16 protein-coding genes are annotated in these 19,402 nt (G+C 60.5%); 15 read left to right on the top strand and 1 reads right to left on the bottom strand.

The features are described from left to right. Positions 1-243: 243 nt before the first annotated feature. From J7392_RS23755 to J7392_RS23705, 11 genes are all read left to right on the top strand, one after another. A complete protein-coding gene (locus J7392_RS23755; protein ID WP_209219801.1) occupies positions 244-864 on the top strand; it encodes a hypothetical protein in 621 nt (206 codons plus the stop codon). Between the two features lie 76 nt (positions 865-940). Continuing rightward, on the top strand, positions 941-1,138 hold the full coding sequence (secE, locus tag J7392_RS23750; RefSeq protein WP_007118815.1) for a preprotein translocase subunit SecE: 198 nt from the start codon (positions 941-943) through the stop codon (positions 1,136-1,138). Between the two features lie 206 nt (positions 1,139-1,344). Continuing rightward, positions 1,345-1,878, top strand: coding sequence for a transcription termination/antitermination protein NusG (gene nusG, locus J7392_RS23745; RefSeq protein ID WP_067264099.1), 534 nt, complete (start codon positions 1,345-1,347; stop codon positions 1,876-1,878). Between the two features lie 144 nt (positions 1,879-2,022). Further along, positions 2,023-2,448, top strand: a complete 426-nt coding sequence (rplK, locus tag J7392_RS23740) for a 50S ribosomal protein L11 (protein WP_067267940.1) — start codon at positions 2,023-2,025, stop codon at positions 2,446-2,448. Position 2,449: 1 nt separating this feature from the next. Beyond that, on the top strand, positions 2,450-3,148 hold the full coding sequence (rplA, locus tag J7392_RS23735) for a 50S ribosomal protein L1 (RefSeq protein ID WP_209219800.1): 699 nt from the start codon (positions 2,450-2,452) through the stop codon (positions 3,146-3,148). 272 nt (positions 3,149-3,420) lie between these two features. Beyond that, complete coding sequence (rplJ, locus tag J7392_RS23730) at positions 3,421-3,936, top strand: 50S ribosomal protein L10 (protein ID WP_067267943.1); 516 nt, start codon at positions 3,421-3,423, stop codon at positions 3,934-3,936. Positions 3,937-4,010: 74 nt separating this feature from the next. Beyond that, positions 4,011-4,382 (top strand): 50S ribosomal protein L7/L12, encoded by a 372-nt coding sequence (rplL, locus tag J7392_RS23725; RefSeq protein WP_067267945.1) that lies wholly within the window; start codon positions 4,011-4,013, stop codon positions 4,380-4,382. A gap of 243 nt (positions 4,383-4,625) precedes the next feature. Beyond that, positions 4,626-8,762 carry a DNA-directed RNA polymerase subunit beta gene (rpoB, locus tag J7392_RS23720; RefSeq protein ID WP_168612832.1) on the top strand — a complete coding sequence of 1,379 codons (4,137 nt, stop codon included), beginning with the start codon at positions 4,626-4,628 and terminating at the stop codon, positions 8,760-8,762. A gap of 95 nt (positions 8,763-8,857) precedes the next feature. Then, positions 8,858-13,108 carry a DNA-directed RNA polymerase subunit beta' gene (gene rpoC, locus J7392_RS23715; protein WP_209219799.1) on the top strand — a complete coding sequence of 1,417 codons (4,251 nt, stop codon included), beginning with the start codon at positions 8,858-8,860 and terminating at the stop codon, positions 13,106-13,108. Between the two features lie 180 nt (positions 13,109-13,288). Then, positions 13,289-13,693, top strand: coding sequence for a response regulator (locus tag J7392_RS23710; protein ID WP_209219798.1), 405 nt, complete (start codon positions 13,289-13,291; stop codon positions 13,691-13,693). Positions 13,694-13,806: 113 nt separating this feature from the next. Continuing rightward, positions 13,807-14,694, top strand: coding sequence for a DMT family transporter (locus J7392_RS23705; RefSeq protein WP_209219797.1), 888 nt, complete (start codon positions 13,807-13,809; stop codon positions 14,692-14,694). Here J7392_RS23705 and J7392_RS23700 read toward each other — a convergent pair. Continuing rightward, positions 14,667-15,470 (bottom strand): putative rhamnosyl transferase, encoded by an 804-nt coding sequence (locus J7392_RS23700; RefSeq protein ID WP_209219796.1) that lies wholly within the window; start codon positions 15,468-15,470, stop codon positions 14,667-14,669. The two genes, J7392_RS23705 and J7392_RS23700, sit on opposite strands and share 28 nt — an antisense overlap. 401 nt (positions 15,471-15,871) lie before the next feature. Here J7392_RS23700 and rpsL point away from each other — a divergent pair, with 401 nt between their 5' ends. The 4 genes from rpsL to J7392_RS23680 all read left to right on the top strand — a co-directional run. Then, a complete protein-coding gene (gene rpsL, locus J7392_RS23695; protein WP_007118826.1) occupies positions 15,872-16,243 on the top strand; it encodes a 30S ribosomal protein S12 in 372 nt (123 codons plus the stop codon). Positions 16,244-16,330: 87 nt separating this feature from the next. Beyond that, positions 16,331-16,801, top strand: coding sequence for a 30S ribosomal protein S7 (gene rpsG, locus J7392_RS23690; RefSeq protein ID WP_067267956.1), 471 nt, complete (start codon positions 16,331-16,333; stop codon positions 16,799-16,801). Positions 16,802-16,866: 65 nt separating this feature from the next. Continuing rightward, positions 16,867-18,993, top strand: coding sequence for an elongation factor G (gene fusA, locus J7392_RS23685; protein WP_209219795.1), 2,127 nt, complete (start codon positions 16,867-16,869; stop codon positions 18,991-18,993). 93 nt (positions 18,994-19,086) lie between these two features. Next, on the top strand, positions 19,087-19,402 hold a 316-nt coding region (locus J7392_RS23680), incomplete at its 3' end, for a GTP-binding protein (protein WP_209216506.1).

The following is a 19,402-nucleotide window of genomic DNA, read 5'->3' as shown; positions in this document are numbered from 1 at the left end:
CGTTAAGTGCCGTAGCGCCGATGGTACTGCGTCTTAAGACGTGGGAGAGTAGGTCATCGCCAAACCTAATAAGTTCCTAGACTACAGTATCTCTCTACGATGATCAGATTAACAAAACCGCCGCAGCTCAAAGCTGCGGCGGTTCTGCGTTTGAGGGTGTGATGCCCAATAACTGTCTATTTTCCGCCCTTCACTTGGCGCAATGGATCAGTAACTCTTTCGCAACTGCGTAGAGAGACTGATATGACGTCCCCCATTGAAAAGGCTGCCCCTTCTTCGTCCGAGCTGGACCCCGCCGCGATGTCTGCGATTCGAAATGTCATGGCAGATGCGGAGAGTGCTAAGGACCCACGCGCCGGTTCGGGCGCGGCAGAGCCGCCGGTGTCCCCTCGGCGGCCGCGGCGCGTGGCTTTTCCGGACTTGCCGGAGCCGGAGGCCGTAGAAGTTGATATCAGGAAGCCATCGCGCCGTAAGCGTACTGCGAAACGTCCTCCGGCCCGGGCGGTGATCCTCAGCCTTCTGGCGCTGGCGGTGGTTCTACGCCCTTGGTTGGTGTTCGGCGTGCTATTCGTTACAGTGTTTGTCGTGTTGGGGGTCTTCCTCGCCCTTGGCTACGACGGGTTCTGGCAACGGGCGATGGCGCTTGGCCGCTGGTATGCCGCGCGGCGGCCGGAGCGTGCGGCGGCACTTCATGCGCGGTTGGATGCTTTCGCGATGAAATGGGACGCCGTGCTTGACCGATTCCCCGAAGGCACCGTCGACGGGCTGTATCTTCCTGACTTTGGCGAGATGGCAGCGGCTGAAGCGCGGCACGACGCGGCGCTTGACCGCCGGTTCGATCGTCTGCGCGACCCGGAAGCCTGAGGCGCGCGCGAAGACGTCTTGAAACTAGGGTGCGGACCCGTTACATCCGCCCAATCGGGCAACAGGGAAAGATGTCATGGCCACCACCAATCCGCTTCAGTTCATCCAGCAGGTTCGCACCGAAGTTGCAAAGGTTGTTTGGCCAACAAAGCGCGAAGTGATGCTGACCACGGTGATGGTCTTTATCCTTGCCGCGCTGACGGCTGTTTTCTTTGCAATTGTCGATATCCTGATCCGCGGCGGCTTGCAGCAGATCCTTGGGATGTTCGGCTGAGCACCGCCCGCATGGGTGATTTTATCTTTACACCCTTGAAAGCTGCGTCTGCGCGGGCTATTGCGCAGACCTGACCTGAAAAGGGCGTGCGGCGATTCGAGTTGCGCGCCGATTTTTTGTTCAGATGTTGCGGGGCTTGGCCCCGTGTTGATTGACGAATTTCATGCCGGGGCAGCCCGCATGGCAAGACAGGGACCAGAGTTCAGATGGCAAAACGGTGGTATTCGGTCAGTGTCCTGTCGAACTTCGAAAAGAAGATCGCCGAGCAGATCCGCGCGTCCGTGGCCGAGCAGGAGCTTGAAGACCAGATCGACGAAGTGCTGGTGCCCACCGAAGAGGTGATCGAGGTCCGGCGCGGCAAGAAGGTGACAACCGAGCGTCGCTTCATGCCCGGCTATGTGCTGGTGCATATGGAGATGTCCGACGCGGGCTATCACCTGATCAACTCGATCAACCGCGTCACTGGCTTCCTTGGCCCGCAGGGCCGCCCGATGCCGATGCGCGATGCCGAGGTTCAGGCGATCTTGGGTCGCGTGCAGGAAGGCGAAGAGGCGCCGCGCACGCTGATCCACTTCGAGGTCGGTGAAAAAGTGAAAGTCGCCGATGGTCCTTTCGAGGATTTCGACGGCATGATCGAAGAGGTCGACGACGAGAACCAGCGTCTCAAGGTTTCGGTCTCGATCTTTGGCCGGGAGACCCCGGTCGAATTGGAATTCACTCAGGTCAACAAACAGGTCTGAGTGTGCGGCGGGGTTAACCCCGCCATCCCGGCACCTGAGGGCGCCGGTCATTGTGGGAGGGACGGGCGCCGCGGCGCCTAGGCCCGCACCACGCAACGAAGAACCCGCGGGGCGCGCCCCAAAGGTGTTGAAAGGAGAAGGCCAATGGCCAAGAAACTCGTCGGTACGATGAAGTTGCAAGTTAAAGCGGGTCAAGCAAACCCGTCCCCGCCCGTGGGTCCCGCCCTCGGTCAGCGCGGCATCAACATCATGGAATTCTGCAAGGCGTTCAACGCCAAGACCGCAGACATGGAGCCGGGCGCACCGTGCCCCACCGTGATCAGCTACTATCAGGACAAGTCCTTCACCATGGACATCAAGACGCCCCCGGCGTCCTACTACCTGAAGAAAGCTGCCAAGGTGAACTCCGGCGCGAAAACGCCGAGCCGTGAGACTGTCGGCACCGTGACCACCAAGCAGCTGCGCGAGATCGCAGAAGCAAAAGCCGCCGACCTGTCCGCGAACGACGTGGAAGCGGCGATGAAAATCATCCTGGGCTCCGCGAAGTCCATGGGCATCGAGGTGAAGTAAGATGGCAAAACTTGGAAAACGCACCCGCGCCGCCCGTGAAGCTTTTGCTGGCAAAGAAGAGATCACTGTTGAAGAAGCGGTAAGCCTCATCAAATCGAACGCCAGCGCGAAGTTCGACGAGACCATCGAGATCGCGATGAACCTCGGTGTTGACCCGCGTCACGCGGACCAGATGGTCCGCGGTGTTGTCGGCCTGCCCAATGGCACCGGCAAAACCATGCGCGTTGCCGTCTTCGCCCGTGGCGCGAAAGCTGAAGAAGCCGAAAAGGCGGGCGCAGATATCGTTGGCGCAGAGGACCTGATGGAAACCGTGCAGTCCGGCAAGATCGATTTCGATCGTTGCATCGCGACACCTGACATGATGCCGATCGTTGGCCGTCTGGGTAAAGTGCTTGGCCCGCGCAACCTGATGCCGAACCCCAAGGTTGGCACCGTGACCATGGACGTCGCTGACGCCGTGAAAGCGGCCAAGGGTGGCGAAGTGCAGTTCAAAGCCGAAAAGGGCGGTGTCGTCCACGCAGGCGTTGGCAAACTGTCCTTCGACGAAGCCAAGCTGGTTGAGAACATCCGTGCCTTCGTCGGCGCCGTGTCCAAAGCCAAGCCGGCCGGTGCCAAGGGCACCTACATGAAAAAGATCAACCTGAGCTCCACGATGGGCCCGGGCGTGTCGGTCGCTGTCGAGAACGCGACTGCCGAGTGATCCTGTGGGGTGGGGGCCAGTCTCCCACCTTACGACCCGAGATTTGGCGGCTTCGGTCGCCAGATACGCAAGGACCAGAAGATCGGTCCGCGCGTCTGTCCGAGACGGAGGGTTTGGGCTTTGGCCTGAATAATTCCTTCCTGAGATGGGAAACCGGAAATTCCTGCCTTCGGGCGGTTTTGGCCGGGACCCTGACATTGGACCCGAATGGGGTGCAGAAGACCGCATCCTGAACTGAGCCGGGGGGCAACCCCCAAATTTGGAGTGAAACTGTGGATAGAGCACAAAAAGAACAGTTGGTCGACGAACTCGGCCAAATCTTTGAAAGCTCTGGCGTCGTTGTGGTTAGCCACTACGTCGGTTTGACAGTTGCCGAAATGCAGGACCTTCGGGCGCGCGCACGCGCAGCCGGTGGGGCCGTGCGTGTTGCCAAAAACAGGCTTGCCAAGATCGCCCTTGAGGGCAAGCCATGCGAAAGCATTGCTGACCTTCTGACGGGTATGACCGTTCTGACCTACTCTGAGGATCCTGTGGCCGCGGCCAAGGTTGCTCAGGAGTTCGCCAAGGAAAACAGCAAGCTTGTTATCCTCGGCGGCGCAATGGGTGAGAACGCGTTGGACGCCGCCGGTGTCGAAGCCGTGTCGAAAATGCCTTCGCGCGAGGAGCTTATCTCCTCCATCGCGGGCATGCTCGGCGCACCTGCTTCGAACATCGCCGGGGCCATTGGCGCACCTGCAAGCAACATCGCATCCATCTTGTCCACCATCGAGGACAAGGCGGCTGCGTAAGGCAAATCGTCAAACTGGCGCACGGGTTGAACACACGCGTTGGAACACACATATCGTAACGGAAAGAGCTAAACATGGCTGATCTGAAAAAACTGGCAGAAGACATCGTTGGTCTGACTCTGCTTGAAGCACAAGAACTGAAAACCATCCTGAAAGACGAGTACGGCATCGAGCCCGCCGCTGGCGGCGCAGTGATGATGGCCGGCCCTGCTGAAGGTGGCGCTGCCGAAGAAGAAAAGACCGAATTCGACGTCGTTCTGAAGAACGCCGGCGCATCCAAGATCAACGTGATCAAGGAAGTCCGCGGCATCACAGGTCTCGGCCTGAAAGAAGCCAAAGACCTGGTCGAAGCCGGTGGCAAGATCAAAGAAGGCGTCGACAAAGCCGAAGCCGAAGACATCAAAGGCAAGCTGGAAGCAGCTGGCGCCGAAGTCGAGCTGGCCTAAGCCAGAGGTGCGTGTTCTCACGCACCACGCATGAACAAGGGCTGGACGGGAATTTTCCTGTCCAGCCTGACCTGTTTTGACGAATGTTCCCCGCGGGAGCATTTCTCTGGAGAGGTCCAAGGTCGGAAGGGGTGCAGTGGGACGCATTCCAAGAATTGACCCGGATTTTCCGCTCTTATGGGCGCGCACCACGGCCCCGGTGGTTGATGCGCTCGGCGAGAGACACGAAAGGTGACACGACACATGGCACAATCCTTCCTTGGCCAGAAACGTCTGCGTAAATATTACGGCAAGATCCGCGAAGTGCTGGAGATGCCGAACCTCATCGAGGTTCAGAAATCCTCCTATGATCTGTTCTTGAATTCCGGCGACGCCGAGACCCCCACCGATGGTGAGGGGATCACGGGCGTTTTCCAGTCGGTCTTCCCGATCAAGGACTTTAACGAGACTTCGGTACTCGAATACGTCAAGTACGAGCTGGAAAAGCCCAAGTACGACGTTGAGGAATGCCAGCAGCGCGACATGACCTATAGCGCGCCGCTGAAAGTGACCCTGCGGCTCATCGTGTTCGATGTGGACGAGGACACTGGTGCGAAGTCCGTCAAGGACATCAAAGAGCAGGACGTCTTCATGGGCGACATGCCCCTGATGACCCCGAACGGCACCTTCGTCGTCAACGGCACCGAGCGTGTGATCGTCTCCCAGATGCACCGCTCCCCGGGCGTGTTCTTTGACCACGACAAGGGCAAGACCCACTCCTCGGGCAAGCTGCTCTTCGCCTGCCGCATTATCCCCTACCGCGGCTCCTGGCTGGACTTCGAGTTCGACGCCAAGGACATCGTCTATGCCCGCATCGACCGTCGCCGCAAGCTGCCAGTGACGACCCTGCTCTATGCCCTGGGGCTGGACCAGGAAGGCATCATGAATGCCTATTACAACACCGTCACCTTCAAGCTGGAGAAGAACAAGGGTTGGGTTGCGCCCTTCTTCCCCGACCGCGTGCGCGGCACCCGTCCGACCTATGATCTGATCGACGCCAACACCGGCGAGATCCTTTTCGAGGCCGGCAAGAAGGTCACCCCCCGTGCCGTCAAGAAGCTGTTGGACGAAGGCAAGGTCAAGGAACTGCTCCTGCCCTTCGACCACATCGTTGGCAAGTTCGTCGCCCGTGACATCATCAACGAGGAAACCGGTGCGATCTACGTCGAGGCCGGTGACGAGCTGACGCTGGAATACGACAAGGACGGTACGCTGATCGGCGGCACCGCGAAAGAGCTGATCGACGCGGGCATCACCGAGATTCCGCTGCTGGACATCGACAACGTCAACGTCGGTCCCTACATGCGCAACACCATGGCGATGGACAAGAACATGAACCGCGACACCGCGCTCATGGACATCTACCGCGTCATGCGCCCGGGCGAGCCGCCCACCGTCGAGGCCGCCTCCGCGCTCTTCGACACGCTGTTCTTCGACTCCGAGCGTTACGACCTTTCTGCCGTGGGCCGTGTGAAGATGAACATGCGTCTGGCGCTCGACAAGCCCGACACGCAGCGCACGCTGGACCGTGACGATATCGTCGCCTGCATCAAGGCGCTGGTGGACCTGCGCGATGGCCGCGGCGACATTGACGACATCGACCACCTCGGCAACCGCCGTGTGCGCTCGGTCGGCGAGCTGATGGAAAACCAGTACCGCGTAGGCCTGCTGCGCATGGAGCGCGCGATCAAGGAGCGTATGTCCTCGGTCGAGATCGACACCGTGATGCCGCAGGACCTGATCAACGCCAAGCCCGCCGCGGCTGCGGTGCGTGAATTCTTTGGCTCCTCGCAGCTGTCGCAGTTCATGGACCAGACGAACCCGCTGTCGGAAGTGACGCACAAGCGTCGTCTTTCGGCGCTTGGGCCGGGCGGTCTGACCCGTGAACGTGCGGGCTTCGAGGTGCGCGACGTGCACCCGACACACTATGGCCGGATGTGCCCGATTGAGACGCCGGAAGGCCCGAACATCGGTCTGATCAACTCGCTGGCCACCTTTGCCCGCGTGAACAAATACGGCTTCATCGAAACGCCTTACCGCGTCGTGAAGGACAGCAAGGTCACCGACGAGGTGCACTACATGTCCGCGACCGAGGAAATGCGTCACACCGTGGCGCAGGCGAACGCCAACCTCGACGACGACATGAAGTTCGTGAACGAGATGGTCTCGACCCGTCAGTCCGGCGACTACACGCTGGCACCGACCGAGAACGTGGACCTGATCGACGTGAGCCCGAAGCAGTTGGTCTCCGTCGCCGCCTCGCTGATCCCGTTCCTCGAGAACGACGACGCGAACCGCGCTCTGATGGGCTCGAACATGCAACGTCAGGCCGTGCCGCTTCTGCAAGCCGAGGCGCCGCTTGTCGGCACCGGCATCGAAGAGGTCGTGGCACGCGACTCGGGTGCGGCCTATACCGCGCGCCGCGCTGGCATCATCGACCAGGTCGATGCGTCGCGTATCGTGATCCGGGCCACCGAAGACCTCGAGCTAGGCGACGCGGGTGTGGACATCTACCGCATGCGCAAGTTCCAGCGCTCGAACCAGAACACCTGCATCAACCAGCGTCCGCTGGTGAAAGTGGGCGAGAAGGTCACCAAGGGTCAGGTCATCGCGGACGGTCCGTCGACCGACATGGGGGAACTGGCGCTCGGCAAGAACGTCGTCGTCGCCTTCATGCCGTGGAATGGCTACAACTACGAAGACTCCATCCTGATCTCCGAGCGGATTTCCCGCGACGACGTCTTCACCTCGATCCACATTGAGGAATTCGAAGTCGCCGCGCGTGACACCAAGCTCGGGCCGGAAGAGATCACCCGCGACATTCCGAACGTCGGCGAGGAAGCCCTGCGCAACCTCGACGAAGCGGGAATCGTCTACATTGGTGCGGACGTGGAGCCGGGCGACATCCTTGTCGGCAAGATCACGCCCAAAGGCGAAAGCCCGATGACGCCGGAAGAAAAGCTTCTGCGCGCCATCTTTGGTGAGAAAGCCTCGGACGTGCGCGACACCTCGTTGCGGGTGAAGCCGGGCGACTTCGGCACCGTCGTTGAAGTCCGCGTCTTCAACCGTCACGGCGTCGAGAAAGACGAACGTGCGCTGCAGATCGAGCGTGAGGAAGTCGAACGTCTGGCCCGTGACCGGGACGACGAGCTGGCGATCCTCGACCGCAACATCTACGCGCGTCTCAAGGACATGATCCTCGGCAAGGTCGCCGTGAAAGGCCCGAAAGGCGTGAAGGCGAACAGCCAGATCACCGAGGAACTGCTGGAAACCCTGACCCGCGGTCAGTGGTGGCAGCTGGCTCTCGAAGACGAGGATGACGCCAAGATCGTCGAGGCTCTGAACGAGCAGTACGAGATCCAGAAGCGGACCTTGGATGCACGTTTCGAGGACAAGGTCGAGAAGGTCCGCCGTGGCGACGATCTGCCCCCGGGCGTGATGAAGATGGTCAAAGTGTTCGTGGCGGTGAAGCGCAAGCTGCAGCCGGGCGACAAGATGGCCGGTCGTCACGGGAACAAGGGTGTGATCTCGAAAGTGGTGCCGATGGAGGACATGCCGTTCCTCGCCGATGGTACCCCGGTCGACTTCTGCCTCAACCCGCTCGGCGTGCCGTCGCGGATGAACGTCGGTCAGATCCTCGAGACGCATATGGGGTGGGCCGCACGCGGTCTGGGCCTGAACGTTGATGAGGCGCTGCAGGAATACCGCCGCTCGGGCGACCTGACGCCGGTGCGCGAAGCGATGCAGCTGGCCTATGGCGAGGATGTCTACGAAGAGGGCATCACCGGCATGGACGAGGACACGCTGCTGGAAGCGGCTGACAACGTACGCCGCGGCGTGCCGATCGCCACACCGGTCTTCGACGGCGCCAAGGAAGCGGACGTGAACGACAGCCTCAAGCGGGCCGGGTTCGACACCTCCGGTCAGTCGGTGCTCTTCGATGGTCGGACAGGCGAGCAGTTCGCGCGTCCGGTGACCGTCGGCGTGAAGTACCTGCTGAAGTTGCACCACCTGGTGGACGACAAGATCCACGCGCGTTCGACTGGGCCGTACAGCCTCGTCACACAGCAGCCGCTGGGTGGTAAGGCGCAGTTCGGTGGCCAGCGCTTCGGTGAGATGGAGGTCTGGGCTCTGGAAGCCTATGGCGCCGCCTACACCCTGCAGGAAATGCTGACCGTCAAGTCGGATGACGTCGCGGGCCGGACCAAGGTCTATGAAAGCATCGTCAAGGGCGAGGATAACTTCGAAGCGGGCATTCCTGAGAGCTTTAACGTTCTCGTCAAGGAAGTGCGCGGCCTCGGCCTGAATATGGAACTCCTGGATGCGGAGGAGGATGAGTGAGGCGGTAAACGGAATTTTTCAAAAATTCCGCCCCGTTTTCTTTGAAAGAAAACGGGGCCGTCCCCTCCCAACGCACCCCTTTCAAGGATTTGAAAATGAACCAGGAACTGACAAACAACCCGTTCAACCCGCTGACGCCGCAAAAAGCGTTTGACGAAATCAAGGTCTCCTTAGCCTCGCCCGAGCGGATCCTGAGCTGGTCCTTCGGTGAGATCAAGAAGCCGGAAACCATCAACTACCGCACGTTCAAGCCCGAGCGTGACGGCCTGTTCTGCGCACGTATCTTTGGCCCGATCAAAGACTACGAATGCCTTTGCGGCAAATATAAGCGCATGAAGTATCGCGGCGTCGTCTGCGAAAAATGCGGTGTGGAAGTCACGCTGCAAAAGGTCCGCCGTGAGCGTATGGGCCACATCGAACTGGCCTCGCCGGTGGCGCACATCTGGTTCCTCAAGTCGCTGCCCTCGCGCATCGGCCTGATGCTGGACATGACCCTGCGTGATCTGGAGCGCGTGCTCTACTTCGAAAACTACGTGGTGATCGAGCCGGGCCTCACCGATCTTCAATACGGTCAGATGATGACCGAAGAAGAATATATGGACGCGCAAGACGCCTATGGCATGGACGCCTTCACCGCCAACATCGGCGCCGAAGCGATCCGCGAAATGCTGGCGGCGATCGACCTTGAAGCCGAAGCCGAGAACCTGCGCGCCGATCTGAAAGAGGCGACAGGCGAGCTGAAGCCCAAGAAGATCATCAAGCGTCTGAAAGTGGTCGAGAGCTTCCTTGAATCCGGCAACCGTCCGGAGTGGATGGTCATGACCGTGATCCCGGTCATCCCGCCTGAGCTGCGCCCGCTGGTGCCGCTGGACGGTGGCCGTTTCGCGACCTCGGACCTCAACGACCTGTATCGCCGCGTGATCAACCGGAACAACCGCCTCAAGCGCCTGATCGAACTGCGCGCGCCCGACATTATCGTCCGCAACGAAAAGCGGATGCTGCAGGAATCGGTCGACGCACTCTTCGACAACGGTCGCCGTGGCCGCGTCATCACCGGTGCCAACAAGCGCCCGCTGAAGTCGCTGTCGGACATGCTGAAAGGCAAGCAGGGCCGCTTCCGTCAGAACCTTTTGGGTAAGCGCGTCGACTTCTCGGGCCGTTCGGTCATCGTGACCGGCCCGGAGTTGAAGCTGCATCAATGTGGTCTGCCCAAGAAGATGGCCTTGGAACTGTTCAAGCCGTTCATCTACTCGCGGCTTGAAGCCAAAGGTCTGTCCTCCACCGTGAAACAGGCCAAGAAACTGGTCGAGAAAGAGCGCCCCGAGGTTTGGGACATTCTTGATGAGGTGATCCGTGAGCACCCCGTCATGCTCAACCGCGCGCCGACGCTGCACCGTCTGGGCATTCAGGCGTTTGAACCCGTCCTGATCGAAGGCAAGGCGATCCAGCTGCACCCGCTGGTCTGCTCGGCCTTCAACGCCGACTTCGACGGTGACCAGATGGCCGTTCACGTCCCGCTCTCGCTGGAAGCCCAGTTGGAAGCGCGTGTTCTGATGATGTCCACGAACAACGTTCTGTCGCCCGCCAACGGCGCGCCGATCATCGTGCCGTCGCAGGATATGATCTTGGGTCTCTACTACACGACCCTCGAGCGCGAAGGCATGGTTGGCGAAGGCATGGTCTTCGGCTCCGTCGACGAGGTGCAGCACGCCCTCGACGCCGGTGCGGTTCACCTGCACTCGAAGATCAAGGCGCGGATCAAACAGATCGACGCTGAAGGCAACGAAGTGATGATGCGCTTTGACACGACCCCCGGTCGTATCCGTCTTGGTGCGCTTCTGCCGCTGAACGCCAAAGCGCCGTTTGATCTGGTCAACCGTCTGCTGCGCAAGAAAGAAGTGCAGCAGGTCATCGACACCGTCTACCGTTACTGCGGTCAGAAAGAGTCGGTCATCTTCTGTGACCAGATCATGACCATGGGTTTCCGCGAAGCTTTCAAAGCGGGCATCTCCTTCGGCAAAGACGACATGCTGATCCCCGACACCAAATGGCCGCTGGTTGAAGAGACCCGCGAGCAGGTGAAGGACTTTGAACAGCAGTATATGGACGGCCTGATCACTCAGGGCGAAAAGTACAACAAAGTCGTCGATGCATGGTCGAAGTGTAACGACAAGGTGACCGAGGCGATGATGGGCTCCATCTCCGCCGTGACTCACCATGAGAACGGTTCCGAGAAAGAGCCGAACTCGGTCTACATGATGGCTCACTCCGGTGCTCGTGGCTCGGTCACGCAGATGAAACAGCTGGGCGGGATGCGCGGCCTGATGGCGAAGCCGAACGGCGATATCATCGAGACGCCGATTATCTCGAACTTTAAAGAAGGTCTGACCGTTCTCGAGTACTTCAACTCGACCCACGGTGCGCGGAAAGGTCTGTCGGATACCGCTCTTAAAACAGCGAACTCCGGTTACCTGACACGCCGACTGGTGGACGTGGCGCAGGACTGCATCGTGCGCGAGCATGACTGCGGCACCGAAACCGCGATCACCGCCGAAGCGGCTGTCAACGATGGTGAGGTTGTCTCCTCGCTTGCCGAGCGTATGCTGGGCCGTGTTGCGGCGGATGACATTCTGGTGCCCGGCACCGAGGATGTTCTGGTGCCCGCAGGCACGTTGATCGACGAGCGCATGTCGGATGCCATCGACGAAGCCGGCGTGCAGTCCGCACGGATCCGCAGCCCGCTGACCTGTGATGCCGAAGAGGGCGTCTGCGCCATGTGCTATGGCCGTGACCTCGCACGCGGCACGCTGGTCAACCAAGGTGAGGCCGTCGGCATCATCGCGGCTCAGTCGATTGGTGAACCCGGTACACAGCTGACGATGCGGACCTTCCACATCGGCGGTGTTGCGCAGGGTGGTCAGCAGTCCTTCCTTGAGGCCAGCCAGTCGGGCAAGGTCGCTTTCGAGAACGCGCAGACGCTTGAGAACAGCGCCGGTGAAGTGCTCGTCATGGGCCGGAACATGAAGCTGTTGATCGTCGATGAGAATGGTGAGGAGCGGGCCAGCCACAAGATCGGCTACGGCACCAAGCTGCACGTCAAAGAAGGCGACGACGTGGCGCGCGGTGACAAGCTGTTCGAATGGGACCCTTACACCCTGCCGATCATTGCCGAGAAACCCGGTACGACCAAATACGTCGACCTGGTCTCGGGCATCGCGGTCAAGGAAGACACCGACGAAGCCACCGGCATGACCCAGAAGATCGTGATCGACTGGCGCGCGGCCCCCAAGGGCAACGAGCTCAAGCCCGAGATCATCTTGGTGGGTGAAGATGGCGAACCGGTCCGCAACGATGCGGGCAACCCGGTGACCTATCCGATGTCGGTCGATGCGGTTCTCTCTGTCGAAGACCAGACGCAGGTTCAGGCAGGTGACATCATCGCGCGTATTCCGCGTGAAGGTGCCAAGACCAAGGACATTACCGGTGGTCTGCCGCGTGTGGCCGAACTCTTTGAGGCGCGTCGCCCCAAGGATCACGCCATCATTGCGGAAATCAACGGCTACGTCCGCTTCGGCAAGGACTACAAGAACAAGCGTCGCATCGCGATCGAAAGCGCGGATGATCCGGACGTGAAGGTTGAATACATGGTGCCCAAGGGGAAGCACATCCCCGTTGCCGAAGGCGACTTCGTGCAGAAGGGCGACTACATCATGGATGGCAACCCCGCGCCGCACGACATCCTCGCGATCATGGGCGTCGAGGCCTTGGCCGAGTATATGATTGACGAGGTGCAGGACGTTTACCGCCTGCAGGGTGTGAAGATTAACGACAAACACATCGAAGTCATCGTCCGTCAGATGCTGCAGAAGTGGGAAATCCAAGAAAGCGGCGACACCACGCTGCTGAAGGGTGAACACGTCGACAAGCAGGAGTTCGATCAGGCCAACGAGAAGGCGCTCAAAAAGGGTGGCCGTCCTGCCAAGGGCGAACCGATCCTCTTGGGCATCACCAAGGCGTCGCTGCAAACCCGCAGCTTCATCTCTGCCGCGTCCTTCCAGGAAACCACGCGCGTGCTGACCGAAGCTTCGGTTCAGGGCAAGCGGGACAAGCTGGTCGGTCTGAAAGAGAACGTCATCGTGGGCCGTCTGATCCCCGCCGGGACCGGTGGCGCGACGCAGGCGATGCGCAAAGTGGCGACAGACCGCGACAATGTTGTGATCGAAGCGCGCCGCGAAGAGGCCGAAGCCGCCGCCCGTCTGGCCGCGCCGGAAGCCTCTGTGGAGGACGACATCGTCGGTGGCGATGTGTTCAACACGCCGGTCGGTGACGACGAGAGCCGCGATTGATCGCAGCACCGCATTGAAAAACGAAAGCCCCCGCAGTGACGCTGCGGGGGCTTTTTTATGGGGTGGGCAAATGCCGCGGCCAGACACCGCCCCGGGGGGCTGGTTTCTGAGGCCAAAGCCTTATATCCGCCACATAGTCCGAATAGGTTTGCAAAAGCTTAACCGTCGTAAGGTGCTTTGATGACGTCCCGCATTCTACATATCGACGACGACCCGATCGTTCTGGAGCTGGTCAAGATGATCTTTTCCGACGACAGGTCGCTGAGCTTTGTCTCCTGCCTGAACGCCCGCGATGCGCTGGCAGTGGTCGATGATCTTAAGCCCGACCTGATCATCAGCGATATTTCCATGCCGGATATGGGCGGGTTGGAACTGGCCCATCGGTTTGGCGAGAAGCCGGCCATCGCCGGGACGCCGATCATCTTTCTCAGCGGGCGCACCCGCGATCTTGAGGTCTATGACGCCTTCCGCGATCTGGCGGCCACGGTGATGCAAAAGCCGGTCGAGCCGGGGTTGCTGCGCAGCACGGTGCGCAATCTTCTGGCCAGCCAGCAGCAGCCGGTGGCGCAGGCTTCGAACCAGTAGAGCGCGCCAGTCTGGGTGGCGGGGGCCGCCGTTCTTGACAGCCCCCGTAGCCGCTGCCAGTCATTCGGGGGCGGCAGTGATATAAGCCGCACCATTTTTCCCGGAGCGCTTTCATGTCCCCCAATACCATCGGCGCGCTGCTGATGATCGCCTCGATGGCCTGTTTCACGTTTAACGACACGCTGCTCAAAATGACCGACGGGGCGCTGCCCCTGTTTCAGCTGTTGTTCCTGCGCGGGGTGACGACTTCGGTCCTGATCTTGGCCCTTAGTCGGCAGCTTGGTCGGATCGATTTTCGGCTGCAAGCGCGGGACTGGCAGGTCATCGGCCTGCGTTCGGTGGCCGAGATCGCGGCGGCATATTTCTTTCTCACCGCGTTGTTCAACATGCCCTTGGCGAATGTCACCGCCATCCTTCAAGTCGTGCCGCTTTCGGTGACGCTCGCGGCAGCACTGGTGTTCCGGCAGGCGGTGGGCTGGCGGCGTTTGGTCGCCATCGGCATTGGTTTCTGCGGCGTGCTGTTAATCGTCAAACCGGGGGCGGAAGGGTTCAATATCTGGTCGATTTACGTTCTGATCGCCGTGCTCTGCGTAACGGTCCGTGACCTGTCGACCCGCGCCTTGTCACCGGCGGTGCCCTCGATGACCGTGACCTTGGTGACCGCCCTGTCGGTGATGACGGCGGCGGGCTTGGCGTCGCTGAGCGCGCCTTGGGCCCCGGTGACGCCCTCGGTCGGGGCGCTGATCGGCGGCTCAGGGGTCTTTGTGCTAGGCGGCTATTTCTTCTCGATCCAAGTGATGCGGGTCGGCGATATCGGCTTCATTGCGCCGTTTCGCTACACCGGCCTACTCTGGGCGCTCTTGCTGGGCTGGGTCGTCTTTGGTGACTGGCCGGGGGCCTTGACCCTCATCGGCGCGGGGATCGTGGTGGCCATGGGGGTCTTCACCCTCTACCGCGAGCGGAAGTTGAAGGTTCAGGCCGAGAAGACGCGCCGCACCTGAGCTTGGTCGATGGCGAAACGCTCCTGAAACAGCGCTTCGCCTTCGGCATCCAGCGGGGCCACTTCCACATGCCGCGCCAACCCCTGCCGCGAATCGTTCGAGCCGTTGTGGCTGCGCACGAACATCGCCGCATCGGGCAGGCTGACGCAGGGCATGAAGCGCGGCAATTTCTCATGGGCGAAATTCATGATGGTGAGTGGGCTGCCGCCCTTCACATACATCGCCAGTGCCGCGACGTTGAGCGGGCGGTACACTTCGGCGGCGCGGATGCCCTGCGGTCCGAATTCCGCGATGTAGCCCTTGGGCCAGTCAAAGGCGACGGAGCGCTGGCCTTTCAGCAGACCCGCGCTTTGCGCGACCGTTTGGCGCAGCCGGGCGATGAAGTCGACCGAGACGGCATCATCGTCGTCATAACGGAATTGCAGGCAGGGCTCGGCCGGGTTGATCCGCGCGGCGTTGAGAACCTCCTTCATCACCTCCCGATGATTGCGCGGTGGCTCGCGGTGAATAACCGCCTGCGGCAGATCGGCCAGCAACGATTCGAGGCGTCGGGCGTGGGGCGCCGGGAACTGGTCGCCGATGACGAAGACGATCGAGAAGTCCGGGTCTGTCTGCGCTTTCAGGCAGGGCAGCGCGACGGTTTCGAGCAGGCGGAAACGTTCTTCGAGCCGGGCCGCGTCATAGAGATAGGCGATGCGTTCCTCGGTGGTCTCGTGGCCGACTTGAAAGCCGCCCAAAGCCGGGTAGGAAAAGCGGCAAAGGCCGATCGCTTGCATGGAGATTTCCTTCTGTCCTTCGCCGGACTATGGCGAGCGGGGCAGGGGCGTGGCAAGGGTGGAATGTGCCACCCGGGCCCGGAACCAAGCCGCAGGCGCTACGCCATCACCCGGCAAACCTCCGCGACCCCTCCGGGGCGCACCTGTTGACAGGCCCCGCGCAACGCTCTATACGCCCGCTATCACGGAGGTGGAGGCCGCTCTGCCAGTCCGAATTCATAACTGAAGTGGTCACGATCCGGCCTACTACTGGCCCGATCCTCTGTTAACCCACCGCGTCGTTTTCCTCGGTACGGGAACGTTGCGGTCATTTTGCTTTGTGGACGCATGAAGTAACCGAAATTAGCCGCATGGGGGATCCCCCGTGTACACAATCTGAGCGATACGGGGATATAACCGGAATGCCAACGATCCAACAGCTGATCCGCAAGCCGCGGCAGCCGAAAGTCAAACGTTCGAAATCCATGCACCTGCAGGAGTGCCCGCAAAAGCGCGGCGTCTGCACACGCGTGTACACCACCACACCGAAAAAGCCGAACTCGGCGATGCGTAAGGTTGCCAAGGTGCGCCTGACCAATGGGTTCGAAGTGATCTCCTACATCCCGGGTGAGAGCCACAACCTTCAGGAACACTCCGTGGTTCTGATCCGCGGCGGTCGTGTAAAAGACCTTCCGGGTGTGCGTTACCACATCCTGCGCGGTGTTCTTGATACGCAGGGCGTGAAAGACCGTAAGCAGCGTCGTTCGAAGTACGGCGCGAAGCGTCCGAAGTAATCTCGCACCGGTGGGGCCCGCCCCCGCCGATCCACCCGATGTTCGGTGGGGCAACGCCCCACCACCCGCCAAGAGGAAGACACTGACATGTCACGCCGCCACGCCGCTGAAAAACGCGAAGTCCTGCCAGACGCCAAATACGGCGATCTGGTTCTCACCAAATTCATGAACAACCTGATGATCGACGGCAAGAAATCTGTCGCCGAGCGCATCGTCTACAACGCGATGACCCGCGTCGAAGACAAAATCAAACGCGCCCCGATCGAAGTGTTCCACGAAGCGCTTGAAAACATCCAGCCGTCGGTCGAAGTTCGTTCGCGCCGCGTTGGTGGTGCCACCTATCAGGTGCCGGTCGAAGTGCGCCCCGAGCGTCGTCAGGCGCTGGCGATCCGCTGGTTGATCAAAGCCGCCCGTGCGCGTAACGAAAACACCATGGAAGAACGCCTTGCCGGCGAGCTGCTGGACGCTGTGCAGTCCCGTGGTACCGCTGTTAAAAAGCGCGAAGATACGCACAAGATGGCCGACGCGAACAAAGCGTTCAGCCACTACCGCTGGTAATCTCAACGTCGCGCCCGGTTTCGGGCGCGATCCGTTCGTACTGATATTTTCGAGGAAGCAGCCCCATGGCACGCGACTATCCGCTCCAACGCTACCGCAACTTCGGCATCATGGCTCACATCGATGCCGGTAAAACCACTTGTTCCGAACGCATCCTGTTCTACACCGGCAAAAGCCACAACATTGGTGAGGTGCATGACGGCGCCGCAACCATGGACTGGATGGAGCAGGAACAAGAGCGCGGCATCACCATCACCTCCGCCGCGACCACCACTTTCTGGCAGCGTCAGGAAGAGCCCACAGCCGATGCGACATCCGACACCAAGTTCCGGATGAACATCATTGACACCCCCGGCCACGTTGACTTCACCATCGAAGTTGAGCGTTCGCTGGCCGTTCTCGACGGCGCGGTTGCCGTTCTCGACGCCAACGCCGGCGTTGAGCCGCAGACCGAAACCGTCTGGCGTCAGGCTGACCGCTACAAGGTGCCGCGTATCGTTTTCGTCAACAAGATGGACAAGATCGGCGCGGACTTCTTCAACTGCGTGCACATGATCAAGGATCGCACAGGCGCCACGCCTGCTCCGATCCAGATCCCGATCGGCGCCGAGAACGAGCTGGAAGGCATCGTCGACCTCGTGACCATGAAGGAATGGGTCTGGGCCGGTGAAGACCTTGGTGCCGCCTGGGAACAGCGCGAAATCCGTGACAGCCTGAAAGAGACCGCCGACGAATGGCGTGCCAAGCTCATCGAGACCGCGGTCGAGATGGACGACGAGGCGATGGAAAACTACTTGATGGACGGCGCCGAGCCCGACGTCGACACCCTGCGCGACCTGATCCGCAAGGGTACTTTGGCCATCAAATTCATCCCCGTTCTCTGTGGCTCCGCCTTCAAGAACAAAGGTGTTCAGCCGCTCTTGAACGCTGTGATCGACTATTTGCCCAGCCCGCTGGACGTTGTCGACTACATGGGCTTCAAGCCGGGCGACGAAACTGAGACCCGCAACATCCCGCGCCGCGCGGATGACGACATGGCGTTCTCGGGCCTTGCGTTCAAAATCATGAACGACCCCTTCGTCGGCTCGCTGACCTTCACCCGCATCTACTCGGGCGTTCTGCGCAAGGGCGACACGCTTCTGAACTCGACCAAGGGTAAGAAAGAGCGCGTCGGTCGTATGATGATGATGCACTCCAACAACCGCGAGGAAATCGAAGAGGCCTTCGCGGGCGACATCATCGCGCTGGCGGGTCTTAAGGACACCACCACCGGTGACACGCTCTGCGCGCAGAACGATCCGGTCGTCCTCGAAACCATGACCTTCCCCGATCCGGTGATCGAGATCGCGGTCGAGCCGAAAACCAAGGCCGACCAGGAAAAGATGTCTGCAGGTCTGGCCCGTCTGGCCGCCGAGGACCCCTCTTTCCGCGTCGAGACCGATCTGGAATCCGGTCAGACCATCATGAAGGGCATGGGCGAACTTCACCTCGACATCCTCGTCGACCGTCTGAAGCGCGAATTCAAGGTTGAAGCGAACATCGGTGCGCCTCAGGTTGCCTACCGTGAGACCATCAGCCGCGAAGCCGAAATCACCTACACCCATAAGAAACAGTCGGGTGGTTCGGGTCAGTTCGGTGAGGTCAAGATGATCCTGACGCCGACCGAGCCGGGCGAAGGTTACTCCTTTGAGAGCCGCATCGTCGGTGGTGCCATTCCCAAGGAATACATCCCAGGCGTGGAAAAGGGGATCAAGTCGGTTCTGGACTCTGGTCCGCTTGCGGGCTTCCCGGTCATCGACTTCAAGGTTGCCCTGATCGACGGTAAGTTCCACGACGTTGACTCCAGTGTTCTGGCCTTCGAAATCGCCGCCCGTATGGGTATGCGCGAGGGCATGAAGAAAGCTGGCGCCAAGCTGCTGGAACCGATCATGAAGGTCGAAGTTGTGACCCCGGAAGAATACACCGGTGGCATCATCGGTGACCTGACATCCCGTCGGGGCCAGGTGCAGGGTCAAGATACGCGCGGCAATGCCATCGCGATCGACGCCTTCGTGCCGCTGGCCAACATGTTCGGCTACATCAACACCCTGCGTTCGATGTCGTCGGGTCGTGCGAACTTCACCATGCAGTTCGACCACTACGAACCCGTGCCGCAGAACATCTCGGACGAGATTCAGGCCAAGTTCGCTTAAGGAAATCGGCGCGTGGGAAACCGCGCGCCGACCCAAATCGTTGGGTGTGTGCTGCGCATACACCATTGAGAAAGACCAAAAGGAGCCAACACCATGGCAAAGGCAAAGTTTGAACGCACCAAACCGCACGTCAACATAGGCACGATCGGCCACGTTGACCACGGTAAAACCACGCTGACCGCGGCGATCACCAAATACTTCGGTGACTTCCAAGCGTATGACCAGATCGACGGCGCGCCCGAAGAGAAGGCCCGCGGCATCACCATCTCGACCGCGCACGTTGAGTATGAGACCGAGAACCGTCACTACGCCCACGTCGACTGCCCCGGCCACGCTGACTATGTGAAAAACATGATCACCGGTGCGGCGCAGATGGACGGCGCGATCCTGGTTGTGAACGCGGCCGACG

It is taken from the genome of Sulfitobacter sp. R18_1, from assembly GCF_017743915.1.
Lineage (GTDB): Bacteria > Pseudomonadota > Alphaproteobacteria > Rhodobacterales > Rhodobacteraceae > Sulfitobacter > Sulfitobacter faviae.
The sequence above is the reverse complement of the archived record's forward strand: the minus strand, read 5'-3'. Positions and strand labels throughout refer to the sequence as shown.